The organism is Oceanobacillus sp. FSL K6-0118, assembly GCF_038006665.1.
Lineage (GTDB): Bacteria > Bacillota > Bacilli > Bacillales > Amphibacillaceae > Oceanobacillus > Oceanobacillus caeni.
On sequence record NZ_JBBOVR010000001.1, the window covers coordinates 847782 to 864071 of the forward strand.

At 34.2% G+C, this 16290-nt stretch carries 21 protein-coding genes; all 21 read left to right on the forward strand.

Going from position 1 to position 16290, the window contains the following annotated elements:
• The first annotated feature begins 2 nt into the window (after positions 1 to 2).
• Positions 3 to 1013, forward strand: coding sequence for a bifunctional lytic transglycosylase/C40 family peptidase (locus MHI02_RS04425; protein ID WP_061785336.1), 1011 nt, complete (start codon positions 3 to 5; stop codon positions 1011 to 1013).
• Between the two features lie 15 nt (positions 1014 to 1028).
• Positions 1029 to 1940, forward strand: a complete 912-nt coding sequence (locus MHI02_RS04430; protein WP_061785326.1) for a conjugal transfer protein — start codon at positions 1029 to 1031, stop codon at positions 1938 to 1940.
• A 263-nt stretch (positions 1941 to 2203) separates the two neighbouring features.
• Positions 2204 to 2923 (forward strand): ABC transporter ATP-binding protein, encoded by a 720-nt coding sequence (locus MHI02_RS04435; protein ID WP_061785327.1) that lies wholly within the window; start codon positions 2204 to 2206, stop codon positions 2921 to 2923.
• A complete protein-coding gene (locus tag MHI02_RS04440) occupies positions 2892 to 5354 on the forward strand; it encodes an ABC transporter permease (protein ID WP_061785337.1) in 2463 nt (820 codons plus the stop codon). Before MHI02_RS04435 ends, MHI02_RS04440 begins: the two co-directional genes overlap by 32 nt.
• 4 nt (positions 5355 to 5358) lie before the next feature.
• On the forward strand, positions 5359 to 5865 hold the full coding sequence (locus MHI02_RS04445; protein ID WP_061785328.1) for a PadR family transcriptional regulator: 507 nt from the start codon (positions 5359 to 5361) through the stop codon (positions 5863 to 5865).
• Between the two features lie 77 nt (positions 5866 to 5942).
• Positions 5943 to 6575, forward strand: a complete 633-nt coding sequence (locus tag MHI02_RS04450) for a hypothetical protein (protein WP_061785329.1) — start codon at positions 5943 to 5945, stop codon at positions 6573 to 6575.
• Positions 6576 to 7018: 443 nt separating this feature from the next.
• Positions 7019 to 7456, forward strand: a complete 438-nt coding sequence (locus MHI02_RS04455; RefSeq protein WP_061785330.1) for an RNA polymerase sigma factor — start codon at positions 7019 to 7021, stop codon at positions 7454 to 7456.
• A complete protein-coding gene (locus MHI02_RS04460; protein ID WP_033826639.1) occupies positions 7440 to 7694 on the forward strand; it encodes a helix-turn-helix domain-containing protein in 255 nt (84 codons plus the stop codon). The genes MHI02_RS04455 and MHI02_RS04460 overlap by 17 nt, the downstream gene beginning before the upstream one ends.
• Positions 7695 to 8065: 371 nt before the next feature.
• Positions 8066 to 8212 (forward strand): SHOCT domain-containing protein, encoded by a 147-nt coding sequence (locus tag MHI02_RS04465; protein WP_033826638.1) that lies wholly within the window; start codon positions 8066 to 8068, stop codon positions 8210 to 8212.
• Positions 8213 to 8273: 61 nt separating this feature from the next.
• Positions 8274 to 10070, forward strand: coding sequence for a recombinase family protein (locus tag MHI02_RS04470; protein ID WP_341165690.1), 1797 nt, complete (start codon positions 8274 to 8276; stop codon positions 10068 to 10070).
• 655 nt (positions 10071 to 10725) lie between these two features.
• Positions 10726 to 11145, forward strand: a complete 420-nt coding sequence (locus MHI02_RS04475) for a hypothetical protein (RefSeq protein ID WP_047184057.1) — start codon at positions 10726 to 10728, stop codon at positions 11143 to 11145.
• Positions 11108 to 11953, forward strand: a complete 846-nt coding sequence (locus MHI02_RS04480) for a DUF1835 domain-containing protein (RefSeq protein ID WP_047184056.1) — start codon at positions 11108 to 11110, stop codon at positions 11951 to 11953. Before MHI02_RS04475 ends, MHI02_RS04480 begins: the two co-directional genes overlap by 38 nt.
• A 21-nt stretch (positions 11954 to 11974) precedes the next feature.
• Positions 11975 to 12133 carry a hypothetical protein gene (locus MHI02_RS04485; protein ID WP_225344101.1) on the forward strand — a complete coding sequence of 53 codons (159 nt, stop codon included), beginning with the start codon at positions 11975 to 11977 and terminating at the stop codon, positions 12131 to 12133.
• Between the two features lie 332 nt (positions 12134 to 12465).
• Complete coding sequence (locus tag MHI02_RS04490) at positions 12466 to 12819, forward strand: hypothetical protein (RefSeq protein ID WP_047184055.1); 354 nt, start codon at positions 12466 to 12468, stop codon at positions 12817 to 12819.
• Between the two features lie 22 nt (positions 12820 to 12841).
• A complete protein-coding gene (locus MHI02_RS04495; RefSeq protein WP_047184054.1) occupies positions 12842 to 13174 on the forward strand; it encodes a hypothetical protein in 333 nt (110 codons plus the stop codon).
• Positions 13171 to 13617 (forward strand): hypothetical protein, encoded by a 447-nt coding sequence (locus MHI02_RS04500; RefSeq protein ID WP_052771625.1) that lies wholly within the window; start codon positions 13171 to 13173, stop codon positions 13615 to 13617. Before MHI02_RS04495 ends, MHI02_RS04500 begins: the two co-directional genes overlap by 4 nt.
• Positions 13618 to 13663: 46 nt before the next feature.
• A complete protein-coding gene (locus MHI02_RS04505) occupies positions 13664 to 14341 on the forward strand; it encodes a DUF3885 domain-containing protein (protein WP_060669038.1) in 678 nt (225 codons plus the stop codon).
• A gap of 36 nt (positions 14342 to 14377) precedes the next feature.
• Positions 14378 to 14860, forward strand: a complete 483-nt coding sequence (locus MHI02_RS04510) for a hypothetical protein (RefSeq protein ID WP_047184052.1) — start codon at positions 14378 to 14380, stop codon at positions 14858 to 14860.
• Between the two features lie 54 nt (positions 14861 to 14914).
• A complete protein-coding gene (locus MHI02_RS04515) occupies positions 14915 to 15367 on the forward strand; it encodes an SMI1/KNR4 family protein (RefSeq protein WP_047184051.1) in 453 nt (150 codons plus the stop codon).
• A gap of 36 nt (positions 15368 to 15403) precedes the next feature.
• Positions 15404 to 15847 carry a DUF7878 domain-containing protein gene (locus MHI02_RS04520; protein WP_047184050.1) on the forward strand — a complete coding sequence of 148 codons (444 nt, stop codon included), beginning with the start codon at positions 15404 to 15406 and terminating at the stop codon, positions 15845 to 15847.
• Positions 15848 to 15877: 30 nt separating this feature from the next.
• Complete coding sequence (locus MHI02_RS04525; protein ID WP_047184049.1) at positions 15878 to 16198, forward strand: hypothetical protein; 321 nt, start codon at positions 15878 to 15880, stop codon at positions 16196 to 16198.
• Positions 16199 to 16290 lie beyond the last annotated feature (92 nt).

Sequence of the window (16290 nt, forward strand, 5' to 3'; positions counted from 1 at the left end):
TCATGAGATTAAAGGTTATGTTCATTGCTGGGGGATTAGGATTTCTTGCGTTGCTTGGGCTATTAGCATTTGTAGCTGTTTTTATATCGAATGAAGAATATTCATCAGATGGTGGTGACTTCATTGGTGAGATAGGTGGTATATCGGTTTCTGCGAATGTGTTAAAACATCAGCCAATGGTAGAGAAATATGCACAAGAATATGGAATTAGTGAGTATGTCTCTATTCTACTTGCCATTATCCAAGTAGAGAGTGGTGGCAAACTTACAGACGTAATGCAATCAAGTGAATCGTTGGGATTACCGCCTAACACATTGGATACCGAAGCTTCGATTCAACAAGGAACAAAATACTTTTCAGATTTATTACGTTCCGCAAAAGCAAACGGTATCGATGAGAATACAGTCATTCAGGCTTACAACTATGGCGGTGCTTTTATTGATTATGTCGCAAAACAAGGAAGCTCTTACTCTTTTAAATTAGCTGAAAGCTTTGCGAAGGAACGGTCAGGGGGCAGTAAAGTCACTTACTCTAATCCAATAGCCGTAAAGAAAAATGGTGGTTGGCGGTACCGTTATGGCAATATGTTTTATGTCGATTTAGTGAGTCAGTATTTTATTTCGCCTCAATTTGATGATGAAATGGTTCAGATTGTCATGAATGAAGCATTAAAATACGAAGGGTTTCCTTATGTCTTTGGTGGAGATAATCCAAATACTTCATTTGATTGTAGTGGACTCACGCAGTGGAGCTATCGGAAAGCTGGGATTAATTTGCCCCGAACAGCACAACAGCAATATAACGTAACTGAGCATATTCCTCTTTCAGTAGCAAAACCTGGGGATTTAGTATTTTTTCATTCTACGTATAACGCGGGAACGTATGTCACGCACGTTGGGATCTATGTTGGAAACAACCAAATGTATAACGCAGGTGATCCGATTGGTTATGCGGATTTGACGTCTTCTTACTGGCAAAAACACCTAATAGGAGCTGGACGGATTAAACAATAGAAAGGGTTAGATAAAATGAAGGGATTATTTAAAAAGCAAGACAAGCAAACGAAAGAACCAAAACCTAAAAAAATAAAAGTAAAGACAGTTGGACCACGTAAAAAGTCAGTGGTGTTTTTATGGATAGTCCTCATTGGAAGTCTTGCCTTTGGAATCTATAAAAACTTTACAGCAATTGATCAACATACCGTTCATGATAGAGAAATCATTGAAACCAAGATCATGGATACGAATGCGATTGAGAGCTTTACGAAAAACTTTGTGAAAGATTACTACACATGGGAAAATGAAAAAGATTCCATTGAACAACGGGCGGAAAAGATCAGTCACTATTTGACAGAGGAATTACAAGCTTTAAATATCGATACCGTAAGAGATGATATTCCTACTAGTTCCAGCGTAGGTAATATTGATATCTGGTCAGTATCACCAGAAAATGATAATACCTATACGGTTGTTTATTCGGTAGATCAAAAAATTACGGAAGATAAAAATAGCGAAAGGGTTCGATCCACATATCGAATACTTCTTCATCAAGATAATGCAGGAAACTTAGTCATTACACAAAATCCTACCTTATGGAGCTTACCGAATAAATCAGATTATGAGCCACAACAACCTGAAAGTAACGGAACGGCTGATTCTGATACTGTGCAAGAAGTGACAGAGTTTTTGGAGACATTCTTTACATTTTATCCTACTGCCACTGATAAAGAACTTGCTTATTATGTGAAAAATAATGCCTTACCACCGATTGGCAAAGACTATATATTTTCAGAGCTAGTTAATCCTATATTCCAACAGTCTGGAAATCAGGTGTATGTTTGGATATCGGTGAAGTACTTAGATGGGACAACAAAGGCAACGCAGCTTTCTCAATATGTACTAACTTTAGAGAAAGATATAAATTGGATGATTGTTAAGTAACTGTGCTAACAGTTTGTTTGCTGAAAATTAATATTAATAAATTATTATTTAAACCTGTTTCACTTTTATCATTCTTGACAATTGATGATTATTAAACTTTATTAATAAAATCCACACTTTAAGTACTTAGTATATAAACAATAATTAGCTTTATTATTGAAAGTAGGAATATATAGGGTAATAAACTCCATTTGCAATAAAAATATATTGAATTATTATATACTTAGTATATAATAATATTGAAAATAGGAGGGATTGATAAAGTGATTCAGGTTAAAAATCTTAAAAAGGAATTTTCACAAGGACAAGAAAGAATAAAAGTATTAAAAAATGTTAGTTTACAAATCCAAGAAGGTGAATTTGTAGCTATTATGGGTCCTAGCGGCTCTGGAAAAAGCACATTACTCCAATTGTTAGGTGGTCTTGATATACCTACTGAAGGAGATATTATAATTAATCAGCATTATTTAAATAAGATGACGGAAAAGAAAAGAACAATATTTCGTAGACAGAATATAGGATTCATTTTCCAAAATTATCAATTACTTACTAATTTAAATGTAGAAGAAAATATAGCTTTTCCGCTTCATGCAGATGGAACTTTAACAAAAGAAAAAAAGCAATTAGTTTTAGAATTACTTGATTCTGTTGGATTAAAAGGACTTGGTCAGAAAAGAGCTAATTTGCTTAGCGGTGGTCAACAACAACGTGTGGCTATAGCCAGAGCACTGGTTAGCAAACCTGCCGTATTATTGGCAGATGAGCCAACAGGTAATTTAGATAGAAATACAGCCGAAGAAATTCTTGGTTTAATAACAAAATTTAATCGAGATTACAATCAAACAATAGTTATGGTTACACATGATATTTTCGCAGCTGGATTTGCAGATCGAATTATTCTTTTTAAAGATGGAGTTGTCGATCAGGTGATTTCTAGAAAGGATGAAGATTATGCTAAATATGTGGCGAATTTCATGGCGTAACATAACACAAAACAAAAAAAGATTTTTCTTTTCATTACTTGGGATTATCATTGGTGTTTCCTTTATAACATCTATGTTAATCGCAGATAAAACAACAAACGATGTTTTTAATTATTATAAACAAATGTATGTAGCAAATGCTGATTATTGGCTTTTAAGTGATGAACATACCTTTTCGGAAGAGACTGTTTCACCCCATTTAAACAGTCCAATCGTTACTGAAACATTGTTTGTACTTGATAAACAAGCATTCATAGATCTAAGTGATAAATCGCTAAATCAACGATCTGTACGAATTACAGGTGTGGATGATCAAAACAGTTCCTTATTAAAACTTCCTGTTATTGAAGGGAGTTTAGACAATGAGGGATTGGTAATACCCGATGTTCTTGCAAATTTACTAAATAAAAGAGTAGGAGATACCATTCAGTTTACTAATCTGGGAGAGGCTAAAATATCTGCTGTAGTTGAGTATACACAGTTACTTGCAAGCCCGAGCAATTGGGAGAGTGCTGAATCAACCAGTTTTAGAGTCATGGCTCCACTTGATTTGTTAAGAGAATGGACAAGTATGGATAATGAGCTTTCATATGTAAGGCTTCAAACAAATGAAGAAGGTGAAAAACTTTTTCAATCTTTACAAAAAGAATTTAGTAATTCAAGTGTATATATACAGCCAGTTGTCGCAGATGATCGACAAAGTAACGATATTGGGGGACTCTATACATTTTTTTACTTAATTGCTGGCTTATCTATGCTTATTAGTGGATTCATTGTCTTTAATATGATTTATACAAGCGTTATGGAGAGAAAAAAGGAATTTGCAATAATGAAAAGTTTTGGTTATTTACAAAGTTCTATTTCTAGGCTTGTTTTAATTGAAGTAATAATTTTATCATTAATTGGTACGGCTGTAGGGGTACCAATTGGAATTTGGCTTGGCGATATGTTTATGCAAATTTTGCTTAGTGTGTTTGAATTTGACATGGTTTACACTTTGAATTGGAAAATACCTACAATAACAGCCATAGTAATAGGAATTGTATTTCCCATTATTTTCTCCTTATTTCCTATTTACAATGCGGGAAAAACTTCGGTGCTCTTAACATTAAAAATGGCAAATCAAACTGAATCATCGAAAAGACAATACGTGTTTAGAGGTATTGTAGGAGTTGGCTTATTTACTTTTATATTTATTGATCATTTCGTTTCCTATCTAGCTATTTTAGCAAGTATCATTTTGCTGTTCCCATTCTTGCTAAAAGGAATAAGTAAGATCTTTAAACCAATTTTCAAAGTACTTTTTGGCTATTCAGGAATTTTAGCTACGCATAGCCTTACGCAGCAATTAAATCGAAATGCCAATACTTCCGCTATCCTTGCCATAGGGATAGGAGTAATCTTATTGTTAAGCTCTGTTATAGAATCTGCTCCTGAAGGTTATGAACGTGACATTAGAAATACATTTGGAGGTGATCTAAGAGCTACATCGGAAGCTCCTTGGTCTAGTGAGGATATAACAACTCTACTTTCTTATGATTCTGTAGCAAATGTTGTCCCATTAACGGAAGCCACACCCATTACATGGGAAACAATGAATGAAGAGAATAGACAATTCTCTATTTTTGCCGTAAGTAAAAAAGGGCCTATTTTATTTGAAGATATTGAAAAAGAATCGTTATATCAAGAGTTACAAAAGAAACCATCTATCCTGCTCGGTAAACGGGCTTTTGATGAATGGGGTGGAAAAGTTGGAGAATACATTCACGTAAATACTCCTTCTGGTAAACAAAAATTTGAAGTCATTGACGTTGTGGATACTTCTCATTATTCAGGATATGTTGGCTTTATGGATGAGGAGCATTTAAATAATGAATTTGGTTGGAGAAATAGTTTTGATATGCTACTAACATTAAATGATAAATATAGCAGCGAGGAATTACGAGATCAGTTATGGATAGATTTCAATGAACACCTTTCAAAAGTTAAAACTGTCGAAGATGAAATTAAATCAACTACTTCTGCGTTATCTGGTATGAACGAATTAATATTAATTATGCTATTCCTAATTATTGGTCTAGCTAGTATTGGTACAGCTAATACTCTTTTGATGAATACCTTGGAACGTACATCTGAGATTGGAACGATGCGGGCGCTTGGATTTACTAGACAGCAAGTAAGAAAGATGGTAATTGGTGAGGGGTTACTTATAGGTTTGGTAGGAGTCATTGGAGGCGTAGCATCAGGTGTGATTTTACTTTACGTTACTAGTAAATCCAAGCTTTTGGGAGATTTCATATCTTTCCAGATACCTCTTGGTAATATTGGAGTAGCATTGATTGCTGGTCTTTTACTAAGTTTATTTGCCTCTTGGATTTCTAGTACGACAGCTAGTAAAATAAATATTTTGTCATCACTCAAAGAAGGTTAAAATTATGTCGGTAAAGTACGGGATATTAACATTGTTATTCCTACAAGAAAATCATGGATACGAATTGAAAGTAGAATTAGAGTCTCTTCTAAGTATCAAGGGAAAGATTAACCCTGGTCAGATTTATACTACCCTTGACCGTCTCATTCGTGATCAACTCGTGTCATCGGCAGGAATAGATGACCAAGAAAGAAAGTTATATAAATTAGAAGCGGAAGGTGAAAATGAATTAAAAAAATGGTTATTAGAACCTGTACCTTATTACTCTACTAGGGACGACTTTCATTTTAAATGGAGTTGCGCTCGAAAAATCCACTTTGATCGAGAAAATATTATGCTTGAGCAACAAAAAGCAATGATAATGAAAGATGTAATGGAGTTGACTAAATTAAAAACGGAGTTACTTATTCAGGGTGAAGACGATAAATATTTATTAATCAGTGGTACACTCTTACATTTGGAGGCAGATTTAAATTGGATAAGTCAGATTGAAAATAGAAATCGTTCATAAATCTAAGTAGAGGTTTCCTTTTCGATATACCGTTGTAATTATCTTATACTAATCATTCCCAAAAAGGAGGAGTTTAGTTGGGTCTTATTCTTGAATACAATTGGGAATTGTTTATCCTCATCGAATTATTGTCTATAGGGGCACTAATCCTATTTGGTATATTTCGTTATTTCTTTAACAAACCTAGACTTAGCATTATGTTCATTTTCCTCTTTTTGTTTATGGTAATACTTGAAGGGCTGCTCGGGTTGTATGTCTATCATCAAACAGGAGAGATTTCAACGTTTCAAATTGTTATTACTGTATTTATTATCTATGCGTTTACATTTGGAATATTTGATTTTATAAGATTAGATCGTTGGATGCGTAGAAAAATTGGAACGTTACGTGGTGTTGAATTATTGTCTGACAAAGACTATAAAATTATTGAAAGGAATAATAACCCTAAATATATTGCAAAAAAGTATCGTAAATCTTCCTATATACATTTATTTATTTTTGTTACAGTTCAAGCGATTCTTTGGATCATAGGTACGGAAAGCATCGCAGAGATAAAAATGTATTTAAGTGATTTTTCATGGATAGAGAAAGGAGTAGCAAAAGAATCACCTTATCCTAATGATGTTACCTTTGGAATCGGAATAATTTGGGGAATTGTTTTTATCGCCGATTTTATTTATTCGTGGTCTTATACATTGTTTCCAAAATAACTAAAAAACCGTTGTTTGTAGTGTGAAAAATGTATATAGAAAGATAATATATCAAACGGCGGTTTTGAAAATAAGAAATTTCAAAGCCGCCATTTTTCTAAAAAATAGAATTACGGAAGGTGTATTAAGTTCGCTCTTTTTTAAGGACACGGCGGTATGAAGGAGGTTATCGCCGTGTTTATTTATGCTTACCTTTATTGGATATCGCAAGCCATATCAAGAAACATCTTAAAGTGCTGTCAGATTATTATAACTAAAAATTTAATAGAAAGCGTCAAATTTTATGCCTAGCTGGCTTATGTTCAGTTGGGCTTTTTTTGTGCATTTCACAATTTTTTTAAGAAAACTTCTCTTATTTTTGGCATTTCACAAAAAATCTTGTTGAAGGTTATGAAAGGGGAAATCATCACCCACCTTTGCAGTTGCGAAGGGAGAGGAAATGCTTGATAGAACCAGATCGTACCGAGTGGCAAGTTCGCTGTGCATTTAATGCTTTTTGTAAACGTGTTTTGAAGAATGAAGCAATCAATATTTTTAATGAAAGAAAACAACGACAAGCAAAGGAGATGACATTTTCTGATCTCACCCCACAAGAAGAAAATCAACTCTATACCTTAGATAAGCAATATGAAGGAGAAGAAGGGCAAAGTTTTCAAGTGGCTGGAAAGAAAATCACTCCGAAATTACTTGCTGAAGCCATGCGTACCTTGCCAAAGGAAAAGCGTATCACTGTCCTACTATACTATTTTTTTCAACTGTCTGATGTGGAAATTGGTCAACTACTCGACATTCCACGTAGTACAGTTCAGTATAGGCGGACAAGCTCTTTTGAACGGTTAAAGCGATTTTTGGAGGAACATGCAGATGAATGGGATGAATAATTCTAATATTGAAAACAACGAGCGTGGTTTATTGCCGTACCCAATTATTTTAGCTGCAAATAAGGGTGAGCCAGAAGCAATGAAAGTAGTTGTTCTGCATTATGGAAGCTATATGACAAGCCTATCCATGCGTAAGCTCCGTGATGAACAAGGAAACACTTATTGGGGCATCGATGAAGATACACGTGATCGCTTACGAGCGAAGCTTATGCAATCTGTTTTAGCTTTCAAAATTTGAATACAGAATGGTTAGGTTTTCCCTTTCATTAATCATATATTTGTTCTTTGACAAAGAAAGCACGGAAGATAACGCCGTGCAATATAAACAAAAAATCAGATACGTTCTACTGATGATGAGCCACTTGATTCATACGCCATGACTTTCGTTAGGAACGAGCGATAATTTGTGAATCTAATGTAATTGTGGTGGATTGCTGGCGATAACCCATCAGTAAAGATAATGATACTCCCCTACCGTCATGGTTCGAGCGTTCAAAGCGTCGCAAGCTATGAGTAGGGCTGGAAGAAATACTTGCAGGGGTGAAATTCCCGTGGAGCTGTACCAACAGCCGTCTGATTTTTTAATAGATTAGGTAAGGGGGCGTTTTTTTGAAACAGAATTTGATTCTATATAGTATGCAAATTGCTATGTTAAAACAACTGCTAACCCGTAAACTAATTTCAGATAAAGAATATTATATTGTAAAAAACAAATTAATGAAAGAGTATGGTATTGTTTCTGACATTACAAGCTGAATTGTGTTCCTAGCGATGCTATAATACAAAGTATATAAGGAACACAAAAGGAGGAGCTATTATGTCAGGAGTTGAAGTGATTAGGGCAAATAGTAACTTGGCTAACCAAAAACGTGGAAGAGAAATTGAACGGCTTCGGGTTGCAGCGTATTGTAGAGTTAGTACAGATTCAGAAGACCAGTTAAACAGTTATAAGTCACAAGTTGCATATTATTCGGATTTAATCAAGAAAAATATGGAATGGGTATTAGCTGATATATATGCTGACGAAGCAATTACTGGAACACAGGTAACAAAGCGGGAAGATTTCCAGCGATTGATTAATGACTGTATGAATGGAGATATTGATATGGTCATTACAAAATCAATATCCAGATTTGCAAGAAATACATTGGATACGTTGAAATATGTCCGTATGCTAAAGGAAAGAGATATAGCTGTTTATTTTGAAGATGAAAAAATTAACACGCTTACAATGGATGGTGAATTGTTACTCGTAGTGTTGAGTTCAGTAGCACAACAAGAAGTTGAGAATATATCTTCTAATGTAAAAAAAGGATTAAAGATGAAAATGAAACGAGGTGAATTAGTCGGTTTTCAAGGCTGTCTCGGTTATGATTATCACCCAGAAGATAAGAGTATAACTGTAAACGAGAAAGAAGCAGAAATTGTTCGTTATATATTCCACAGGTATGTTGAAGGAGCCGGGGGCAGTATTATTGCAAGAGAACTTGAGAATTTAGGCTATAAAACTAAAAGAGGTACTCCAACATGGGCTGAATCGACGGTACTTGGAATTATTAAGAATGAAAAATATAAAGGCGATCTTTTAATGGGAAAAACTTTCACATTGGATCCTATTTCGAAACGTCGATTGGAAAATTTTGGAGAAGAAGATCAATATTATTTAAGAAATCACCATGAACCCATTGTCAGTGCTGAAATATTTGATAAAGCGCAGGAGATCAGATTAAGACGAAGTAGGGGAAGAAATACGGTAGAAAAAAATGGTGGTAAACGTGAAAAATTCAGTCGTAAATATGCTTTTAGCTGCATGATTGATTGTGCTTATTGTGGCAGTACATTAACAAGACGTAGATGGCATAGTGGAACGAAATACGGTAAGACGATTTGGCAGTGTGTTACAAGTACGAAGAAGGGGAAAAGATTTTGTCCAGATAGTAAAGGAATACCGGAAGAAGCGATTGAAAAAGCTTTTCTAGAAAGTTACCGTATTATGTGCAATAACAATAAGGATGTATTAGAAGAATTTTTACAACGAATGGAAGAAGCCCTAAGTTCCAATACGATTCACAAAGAAGTTTCTAAAATTGAAAAAGAAATTCAAGGATTAGAAAACAAAAAGAATAAATTAGTGGACATGAGATTAGAGGATATTATCGATAAAGAAACGTATGAAGAAAAATATAATTCATTGACGCGAGAAATTAATGAAAAGGTACAAAAAAGAGAAAAGTCATTATCGAATTTGGAAGAAGAAAAAGACATTAAAAAACGGTTATTAGCCTTCAAAAAAGTGTTAGAACAAAATGAGGTTATTGATACTTTTGATCGTTATGTATTTGAAAGTGTAGTTGAAAAAGTAATCGTTGGTGGAATAGATGAAGACGGAAACAAAGATCCCGCCATGATTACTTTTGTATATAAAACGGGATTGAGTAACAGTCTTGATGGCGAAAGATTTAAACCTGCTAGAAAAAATGCGAAAAAAGAAACAGCAAAAACATCTAATGAATTGTGTTCACATACTGGCAACGAGGATAATAAATTGTATCCACTTAATAGTGACGACACATATCGAAGCAGTTTGTTGGTTGGAGAGGAAGTGTATAACTAAAATAAACACCTGACTGTCAAAATAAACTCTTGCTAACTTCACCACAATTCTGTAAGAATAAACATTTGCTTTTTCAATCTAAAACTCAACAATTACTCGGATAATAGATGAATGAATGGGGGAGAAAAGAGTTCTTTTTCTTCCCTCTATTATGGCAGAACTTTATTCCAACTTCGAAAAAACCATGAAAAATAGCCGAAAAAGGCCCGAAAAACGGTCATTTTTGAACCGAGAAAGTGTGAAAATAGGGGTTCCGTAGCAAAACTTTATTATAACTCAAACGGTGGAATGCGGGTTGGAGGGGCGGAAAAAAGCAGGGGTTTATTATGGTTGTACATTAATCCTTGCTCTTATTCGGTTTATCCAATATCGCACTCAATTACAAATCAATATCTTTTCAATATTTTCCTCTTTATTCTTTATCTCTTATCTCAACCATTTTCTTTCCTCTATTAAGCTCTTTGTTTTTTATTCAAGTATCAGTCATTCTCTCAAATTACTGAGTTAGGGTGTTGTAACCACTATATGTTGTATACGGGAATTGAAACTGAAACTATCATATAGACAATACCGTATTAGAGGTTATTATTAAATTACAGAGTGATGAAATCTACTAGGATAGCAATTAATTATCAACATAAATGAGGGTTATAAAATGACGTATTACTATTATTTAGCATCAGATCAAAAAATGGGATTAGGTACTGGAACACTAGATTTAACAGTGGCGGATGATATTATTCCGGGTTTCGATTATCCAGTTCAATTAGAAATAATGAATGGAATTGAAAAAGAATGGGAGTTACGTGAACTATTACAGTATATTCGTAACCATACTGCTTCATATAAAGTCTGTACTGTACAAATAGCTAATTTATTAAATTCGAACAAAGTTGAAATGAAGGTACGGGAAAAATCAAAAATATTGTTACATGAGATTAGTGACCCAAAACAAATATTGCTATCAGAAGGACAATTGTTGACGATTAAGAAAGTACCAGTTTTTATGAAATGGAACAAACAGAGGAGTAAAAAGGATGATACATATTCTATCAAGTGCATCAGCTTCAGGTAGTTTGCAGTTTGCTTTAAAAAAGATGGGTCTTGATAAGAAGGAAAGGATAATTTTCTTTAATGATATATTTTCGGTAGGCCCAGTCTGGAAGTTAAGTGAAGAGATTGGCGTAAAATCAAGAGATGAGTGGATGAAACAATCCATGAGCGATAAGTTCTTTGAATACAATGGTTACAGGGAACGTTTCGAAATGGTAATGAATCAAATTAACCTTATACCTGATGGCGAGCATGTGACTATTTGGGTTTCTGATAACGCTCATGAACAAACAGGAATGCGGTATATTGTACATCTTTTAAAGGAGAAAAACATTGATATTACGGTGATTAATACGACAGCAGCATATAAAGAGCTTTTTCAGGTAAAAAAGGTAAAATACAAGGTACTTCATACAGGTGAAATACCTTCCGAGAAGTTGCAATTTATTTATGAACAGGATTTTGGTCAGTTTTTAACATTAATTACGGACCATGATCGAGAAGAGTTAGAAAGGGAATGGCTTTCTCTTGGTGAAAGTCATGAAACGTTAAGAGTATGGCGGAATGGGAGGCTTCAAAGTATCACTGAAGATTACTATGATGATTTTATTGTGAAAAAGGCAAAAAGGCTGTTCGGTAAACAAAATGAATTTATAAGTGTAGCTAGAGTAATTGGAGAAGTGCTAGGGCATCTGGATCAATATTTAGGGGATGCTTTTCTCGAATATCGAATAAGGAAGTTAATTAATTCTGGAGTATTTGAACTAGAAGGTGATCTGAGGTCAAGATGTTTTTATAGTTTGAAGCTAAATAGAAATGAAAGCGATTAGTATTGCTAGGAAGGAATGGAAATGCTGGACGTTTCGGAGAATGTTAAGGGGAAACGCTATAAACAATTGATAGACTTATTATCGAAACATTGCAATCGTTTTGCTTTTGTTGAAAATAGACAAATGATGGAGATTGAAGAAGAACGTCTAGCTTATGTTGATATATTGATAGCAGATTGAAGAACATCTGATTAAAAGGAAAATTCAACGAGAATGGGAAACTACCAGACTTGGCGAAGGAACAGCATATGTTTATTGTTTTCAACTCAATAATGCGACAAGAGAATTTTTAAAAGAACGCAGTCATTCCCTTTTTGGCTGGAATGGTTTGGAACTGCCAGAAGACCTCATGTTTTATCAAGATGATCAATGTATATTGGCTGGGTGTTCACACGAGGGGTACTTTATGGTTGATGAAACAATTTGGAACAACTTTTTATTGAAGTAGCAAAGGGCATTTGTTGACGATTAAGGGAGTATCCACTTTTAATTAAAAATGGAGGTTGTCATCCTTGAACTGTTGTTGTGCTAGCGGTGATACAAATGATTTAAAAATTGAAGGAGATGTTGGGGCAGATCCAATTTGGTGCAATAGATGTGGATGTAATCTTGACATAGGAGATGTTCCGATTTCAGCTAGTTTACAAGAGGAATTATCGTCTTGGGCAGTAAAGCATGGGAACTGGTTAGATTGGGAACGAGATAAATTGCTTCCTAACGGGATCAAGCTGGAAGATAAATTTAATCGAATTGGGCTCAATTTAACAGAGAAGGTAAAGCAGGAAATAGGAATAAACTACAATATAAAATTCATACCATCTATCAGTGCGAGATTCTATGCAAAAGTACAAAATGGCTTTTTATAATATACGAATTGGAGCGGATTGCATGAATAAGCAAATGTATTTTGATTCGGAAAACTATACTGGAAATCATTTACATGTAGGAAACTGGAAGGAGGAACTCAATCCATTAATTGAGGGAATAGCATGGGTAAGGCAAGATGGCTCCATGGATCTATTCTTTGACGATTTTAAATCGGATTGTGAACGGCAAGAGCTGTTTGTTAATAAGGGATATTATTACGATAAGTTTAAGGGTGGTTATATATGCATTGTCAATACGGATGAGGAAGCATATGTCATGTTCCAAAAATGGGTTGATGAAGTATTATATTTATATCGAAATAAGGATAAAACTTCGTGTGAGGAAACAGAATGAAACAAATTAGGCTGTTGAATTGGTTAATAGAAGTTGATGTAGGTAAAACAAAAGAATTCTATGAAAAAGATTTAGAACTGTGCCATTGTTTATACTGCGAAAATTATATGGAGGCGGTTAAGTATGTAGCTCCATCCATCATAGAAGTATTTACTACGTTAGGAATTAATCCTTCCAAACTAAGCCATTTATCTGAGTTTGGAGAACTGGAAGATGGATTAAGTTTATATATTGGGAGTTATCATTTAGTTGGTAGATTAGTAGAGGGAGAGTTTTGTACAGATTCTGAATGGAATGATACGAACACAGCAGGAGTTAATAATTTTACATTTGGATTCAAGAAAGAGGTATCGTTAGTTCACGACGAGTTGCAACAACCTATTTTACAATTAGATTTCGAAGCCCGTATTCCTTGGGTATTAAGCGAAAAGCCTGATGATTAAATATTATCTATCCTAAACAGATCGCCATAGAAGGAGACAATTAAGGGTGAAATTAAAAGAATATATACACACTACCTTCCCTGGACTTGTTTTGAAGCCAAGCCTTTATTCTCAATGGGATAAAGGTATCCATTTTGAATTAGCTAAAGGATTATATCAATTGAAAGAGAATACAGATGAGCTAAATCCTGATTATTTTAATACAGTCTATGATCAAGCCATTACACTTTTTAATAATTTATTCTCTGACGATGACCAAATCTTTTTGGTAACGAATGTGTATCGGTATAGAGAATATAATACAAGAAGTAGAAGGAAGTTAAAGGTCTATCTTCATTATATTAAAAGTAAAGATGTCCGTGTACGGTTAACACAAGAAACACTGCCCTATATGTTTGATGATGAAGAAGAGGTTGAGGCGAAGTGCACATCCCATTTCTCACTACAATGCCACAAACAAGATATTCGTTATACAACGCTAATAAAAGCAATTTGTAATCAAGATTTTCCATCAGCAAAACCAAGAATACATAATCCATATAACTTATATGAGCCAGATGTATTTTTTATAAATGCAACGAGAAATGTTATTTTTTACATCTATGATGATAGAGGGTGTGAAGTTATTGCAAGTGATTTGGAAACGATACGCCCTATATATGAGAAATATACTGATTTGGTTGATGAATATTGTCGTGAAGAAATCGATCAACGCTTTAAGTAATCTTTGAAATATTCAGTATGAAGGAGAGATTGATTATTGTATTCATGGAGAGTAACAAAATATGATCCCTTAAATAGGGATGTTGATGGCAATTATCTGAATCATGAAGAATGGACTGAATTTTCGGATGTAGGAACAAAGGTTAGTATAGAGGAATATCTAAAAACAGAGCAAAATTATATAAACGCCATTAGTTCATTTATGGATGAAATAGGCTTAGATAGGGTTTATGTGATTGCCTTAGAACAATGGTCTGACGAGGTTAGAAATCAACATGATAAAGAGTTCCTATCAAAGATTTGGATAGAAAAAGCTGTGAATATTCAAGAAGTTAGAGAATTAGCAAAATTGACATTAAGGAATGCCATTTGGTGTAAATTAGGATATAAGAAGCAATTCTTTGTTCATTTTGGGTACGATTATTATATGTACATTGGAGCGGATAGAGAATGTATGAAAGCAATAGATGCTGTTTTACAATCTGGATTATTCGTTGAAAGGTTTGAGTCTCCTTATTAAAGGGATTATTTACAGACGAAAAAAGCCAAAACCAAAAAGAAAGAGGGAATCCTGATGAATAAGAATATCTGGCAAGTGGACGAGGAATATAGTTTTAAGCCAATAACTACGGAGATGGTGGAAAAGGCGGAAGAGGAATTAAAAGTTAAATTACCTGAAAGTTACATAAGTCTTTTGAAAGAGCAGAATGGTGGGTACATCAGCTATGATTCGTTTCCAACAAATTTCCCAACATCATGGGCAGATGATCATATTAATATAGATTATATTAGAGGCATAGGCGGAGAAGAGAGTATCCTGGAAAGTGAATATTTAATTGAAGAGTGGGGATTGCCGAAGAAAGTTGTTCTTATTTCAGGAGACGGGCATACTTGGATTGCTTTTGATTATAGAAATACAGATGAAAATCCACCCATTATCCTCATTGATCATGATGGAGAAGAAATTACTGAATTAGCTCCAGACTTCGAATCATTTTTAAATGAATTAACTAACCTGGAAGATTGATTATTCTTTTTATTTAACTGGAGAGGTGTATATATTTTGAATACGCTAAAGCTGCAATTTGAATTAGATACAAAGAGCTTTATTGAGCCAAAACTTATAAAAAAGAGAAGCGGTAAGCTATTAGTTGATATACAAGGTAGATTAGAAGTATTTGTGAATGATCATTGTTTCTTCTTAGAACCTTCACTAGCCCTGCTTGAGTTTGGAATAGCATTAAAGAACTGGAGGCGGGAAGAGAACTTTTATTACTATACCATTGAACACGATGAAAGAGAAGGTCCTATTTTAGCGTTTAATAAAATAGAGGAAAACTACTGGACAATATTTTCAATTTGGCAGTTGTATGAATCTAAGGAGTTACTAACTTTTGATAGGATAATTGAGGCAGTAGAGTTATTCCTGATCGAATTAGATAGAGAATTACTAAAGAATTATGGATTTAATATAGATGATTTCATAAAAAGTAAGTGGATATTTTGATGTTGATGGTGAGGCAGGAGGTCTTGTAATATGAAATATAGTTGTCCCGTTTGCGGTTATAAAGGACTGGACGAACCAGCATATGGTAATTGTGAAAAATTAGAGTTCGGCTCTTTTGAAATATGTGTATGTTGTCGATTTCAATTTGCCGTAGATGACGATATTGAATTGGAAAATGGAGGATTTTTAACTGTAAAAGATGCACATAATATCTATCGGAATATTTGGCTGAGTTTTGATGCACCTGTTTTTATGACTGAACATTATCCTTCTGAATATCAAGAAAATGGGAAAGTGAAGCGAGAGCAATTAGAAAGACAACTTAAAAAATATGGGTATCAGTTTAAATGAGTAATTATGCTATGAGCTTAAAACGAAAAATCCGATTAACTTAAAGTCTTAGAATAGGCATTTGTAACATATTATACGGGGATAGAGGGGAT

What these genes read in the sequence shown, in the direction of transcription:
- MHI02_RS04425 (WP_061785336.1), top strand. Translation starts at nt 3, where the DNA reads ATGAGATTAAAGGTTATGTTCATTGCTGGGGGATTAGGATTTCTTGCG.
- MHI02_RS04430 (WP_061785326.1), top strand. Translation starts at nt 1,029, where the DNA reads ATGAAGGGATTATTTAAAAAGCAAGACAAGCAAACGAAAGAACCAAAA.
- MHI02_RS04440 (WP_061785337.1), top strand. Translation starts at nt 2,892, where the DNA reads ATGCTAAATATGTGGCGAATTTCATGGCGTAACATAACACAAAACAAA.
- MHI02_RS04445 (WP_061785328.1), top strand. Translation starts at nt 5,359, where the DNA reads ATGTCGGTAAAGTACGGGATATTAACATTGTTATTCCTACAAGAAAAT.
- MHI02_RS04460 (WP_033826639.1), top strand. Translation starts at nt 7,440, where the DNA reads ATGAATGGGATGAATAATTCTAATATTGAAAACAACGAGCGTGGTTTA.
- MHI02_RS04470 (WP_341165690.1), top strand. Translation starts at nt 8,274, where the DNA reads ATGTCAGGAGTTGAAGTGATTAGGGCAAATAGTAACTTGGCTAACCAA.
- MHI02_RS04475 (WP_047184057.1), top strand. Translation starts at nt 10,726, where the DNA reads ATGACGTATTACTATTATTTAGCATCAGATCAAAAAATGGGATTAGGT.
- MHI02_RS04480 (WP_047184056.1), top strand. Translation starts at nt 11,108, where the DNA reads ATGATACATATTCTATCAAGTGCATCAGCTTCAGGTAGTTTGCAGTTT.
- MHI02_RS04485 (WP_225344101.1), top strand. Translation starts at nt 11,975, where the DNA reads ATGCTGGACGTTTCGGAGAATGTTAAGGGGAAACGCTATAAACAATTG.
- MHI02_RS04495 (WP_047184054.1), top strand. Translation starts at nt 12,842, where the DNA reads ATGAATAAGCAAATGTATTTTGATTCGGAAAACTATACTGGAAATCAT.
- MHI02_RS04500 (WP_052771625.1), top strand. Translation starts at nt 13,171, where the DNA reads ATGAAACAAATTAGGCTGTTGAATTGGTTAATAGAAGTTGATGTAGGT.
- MHI02_RS04515 (WP_047184051.1), top strand. Translation starts at nt 14,915, where the DNA reads ATGAATAAGAATATCTGGCAAGTGGACGAGGAATATAGTTTTAAGCCA.
- MHI02_RS04525 (WP_047184049.1), top strand. Translation starts at nt 15,878, where the DNA reads ATGAAATATAGTTGTCCCGTTTGCGGTTATAAAGGACTGGACGAACCA.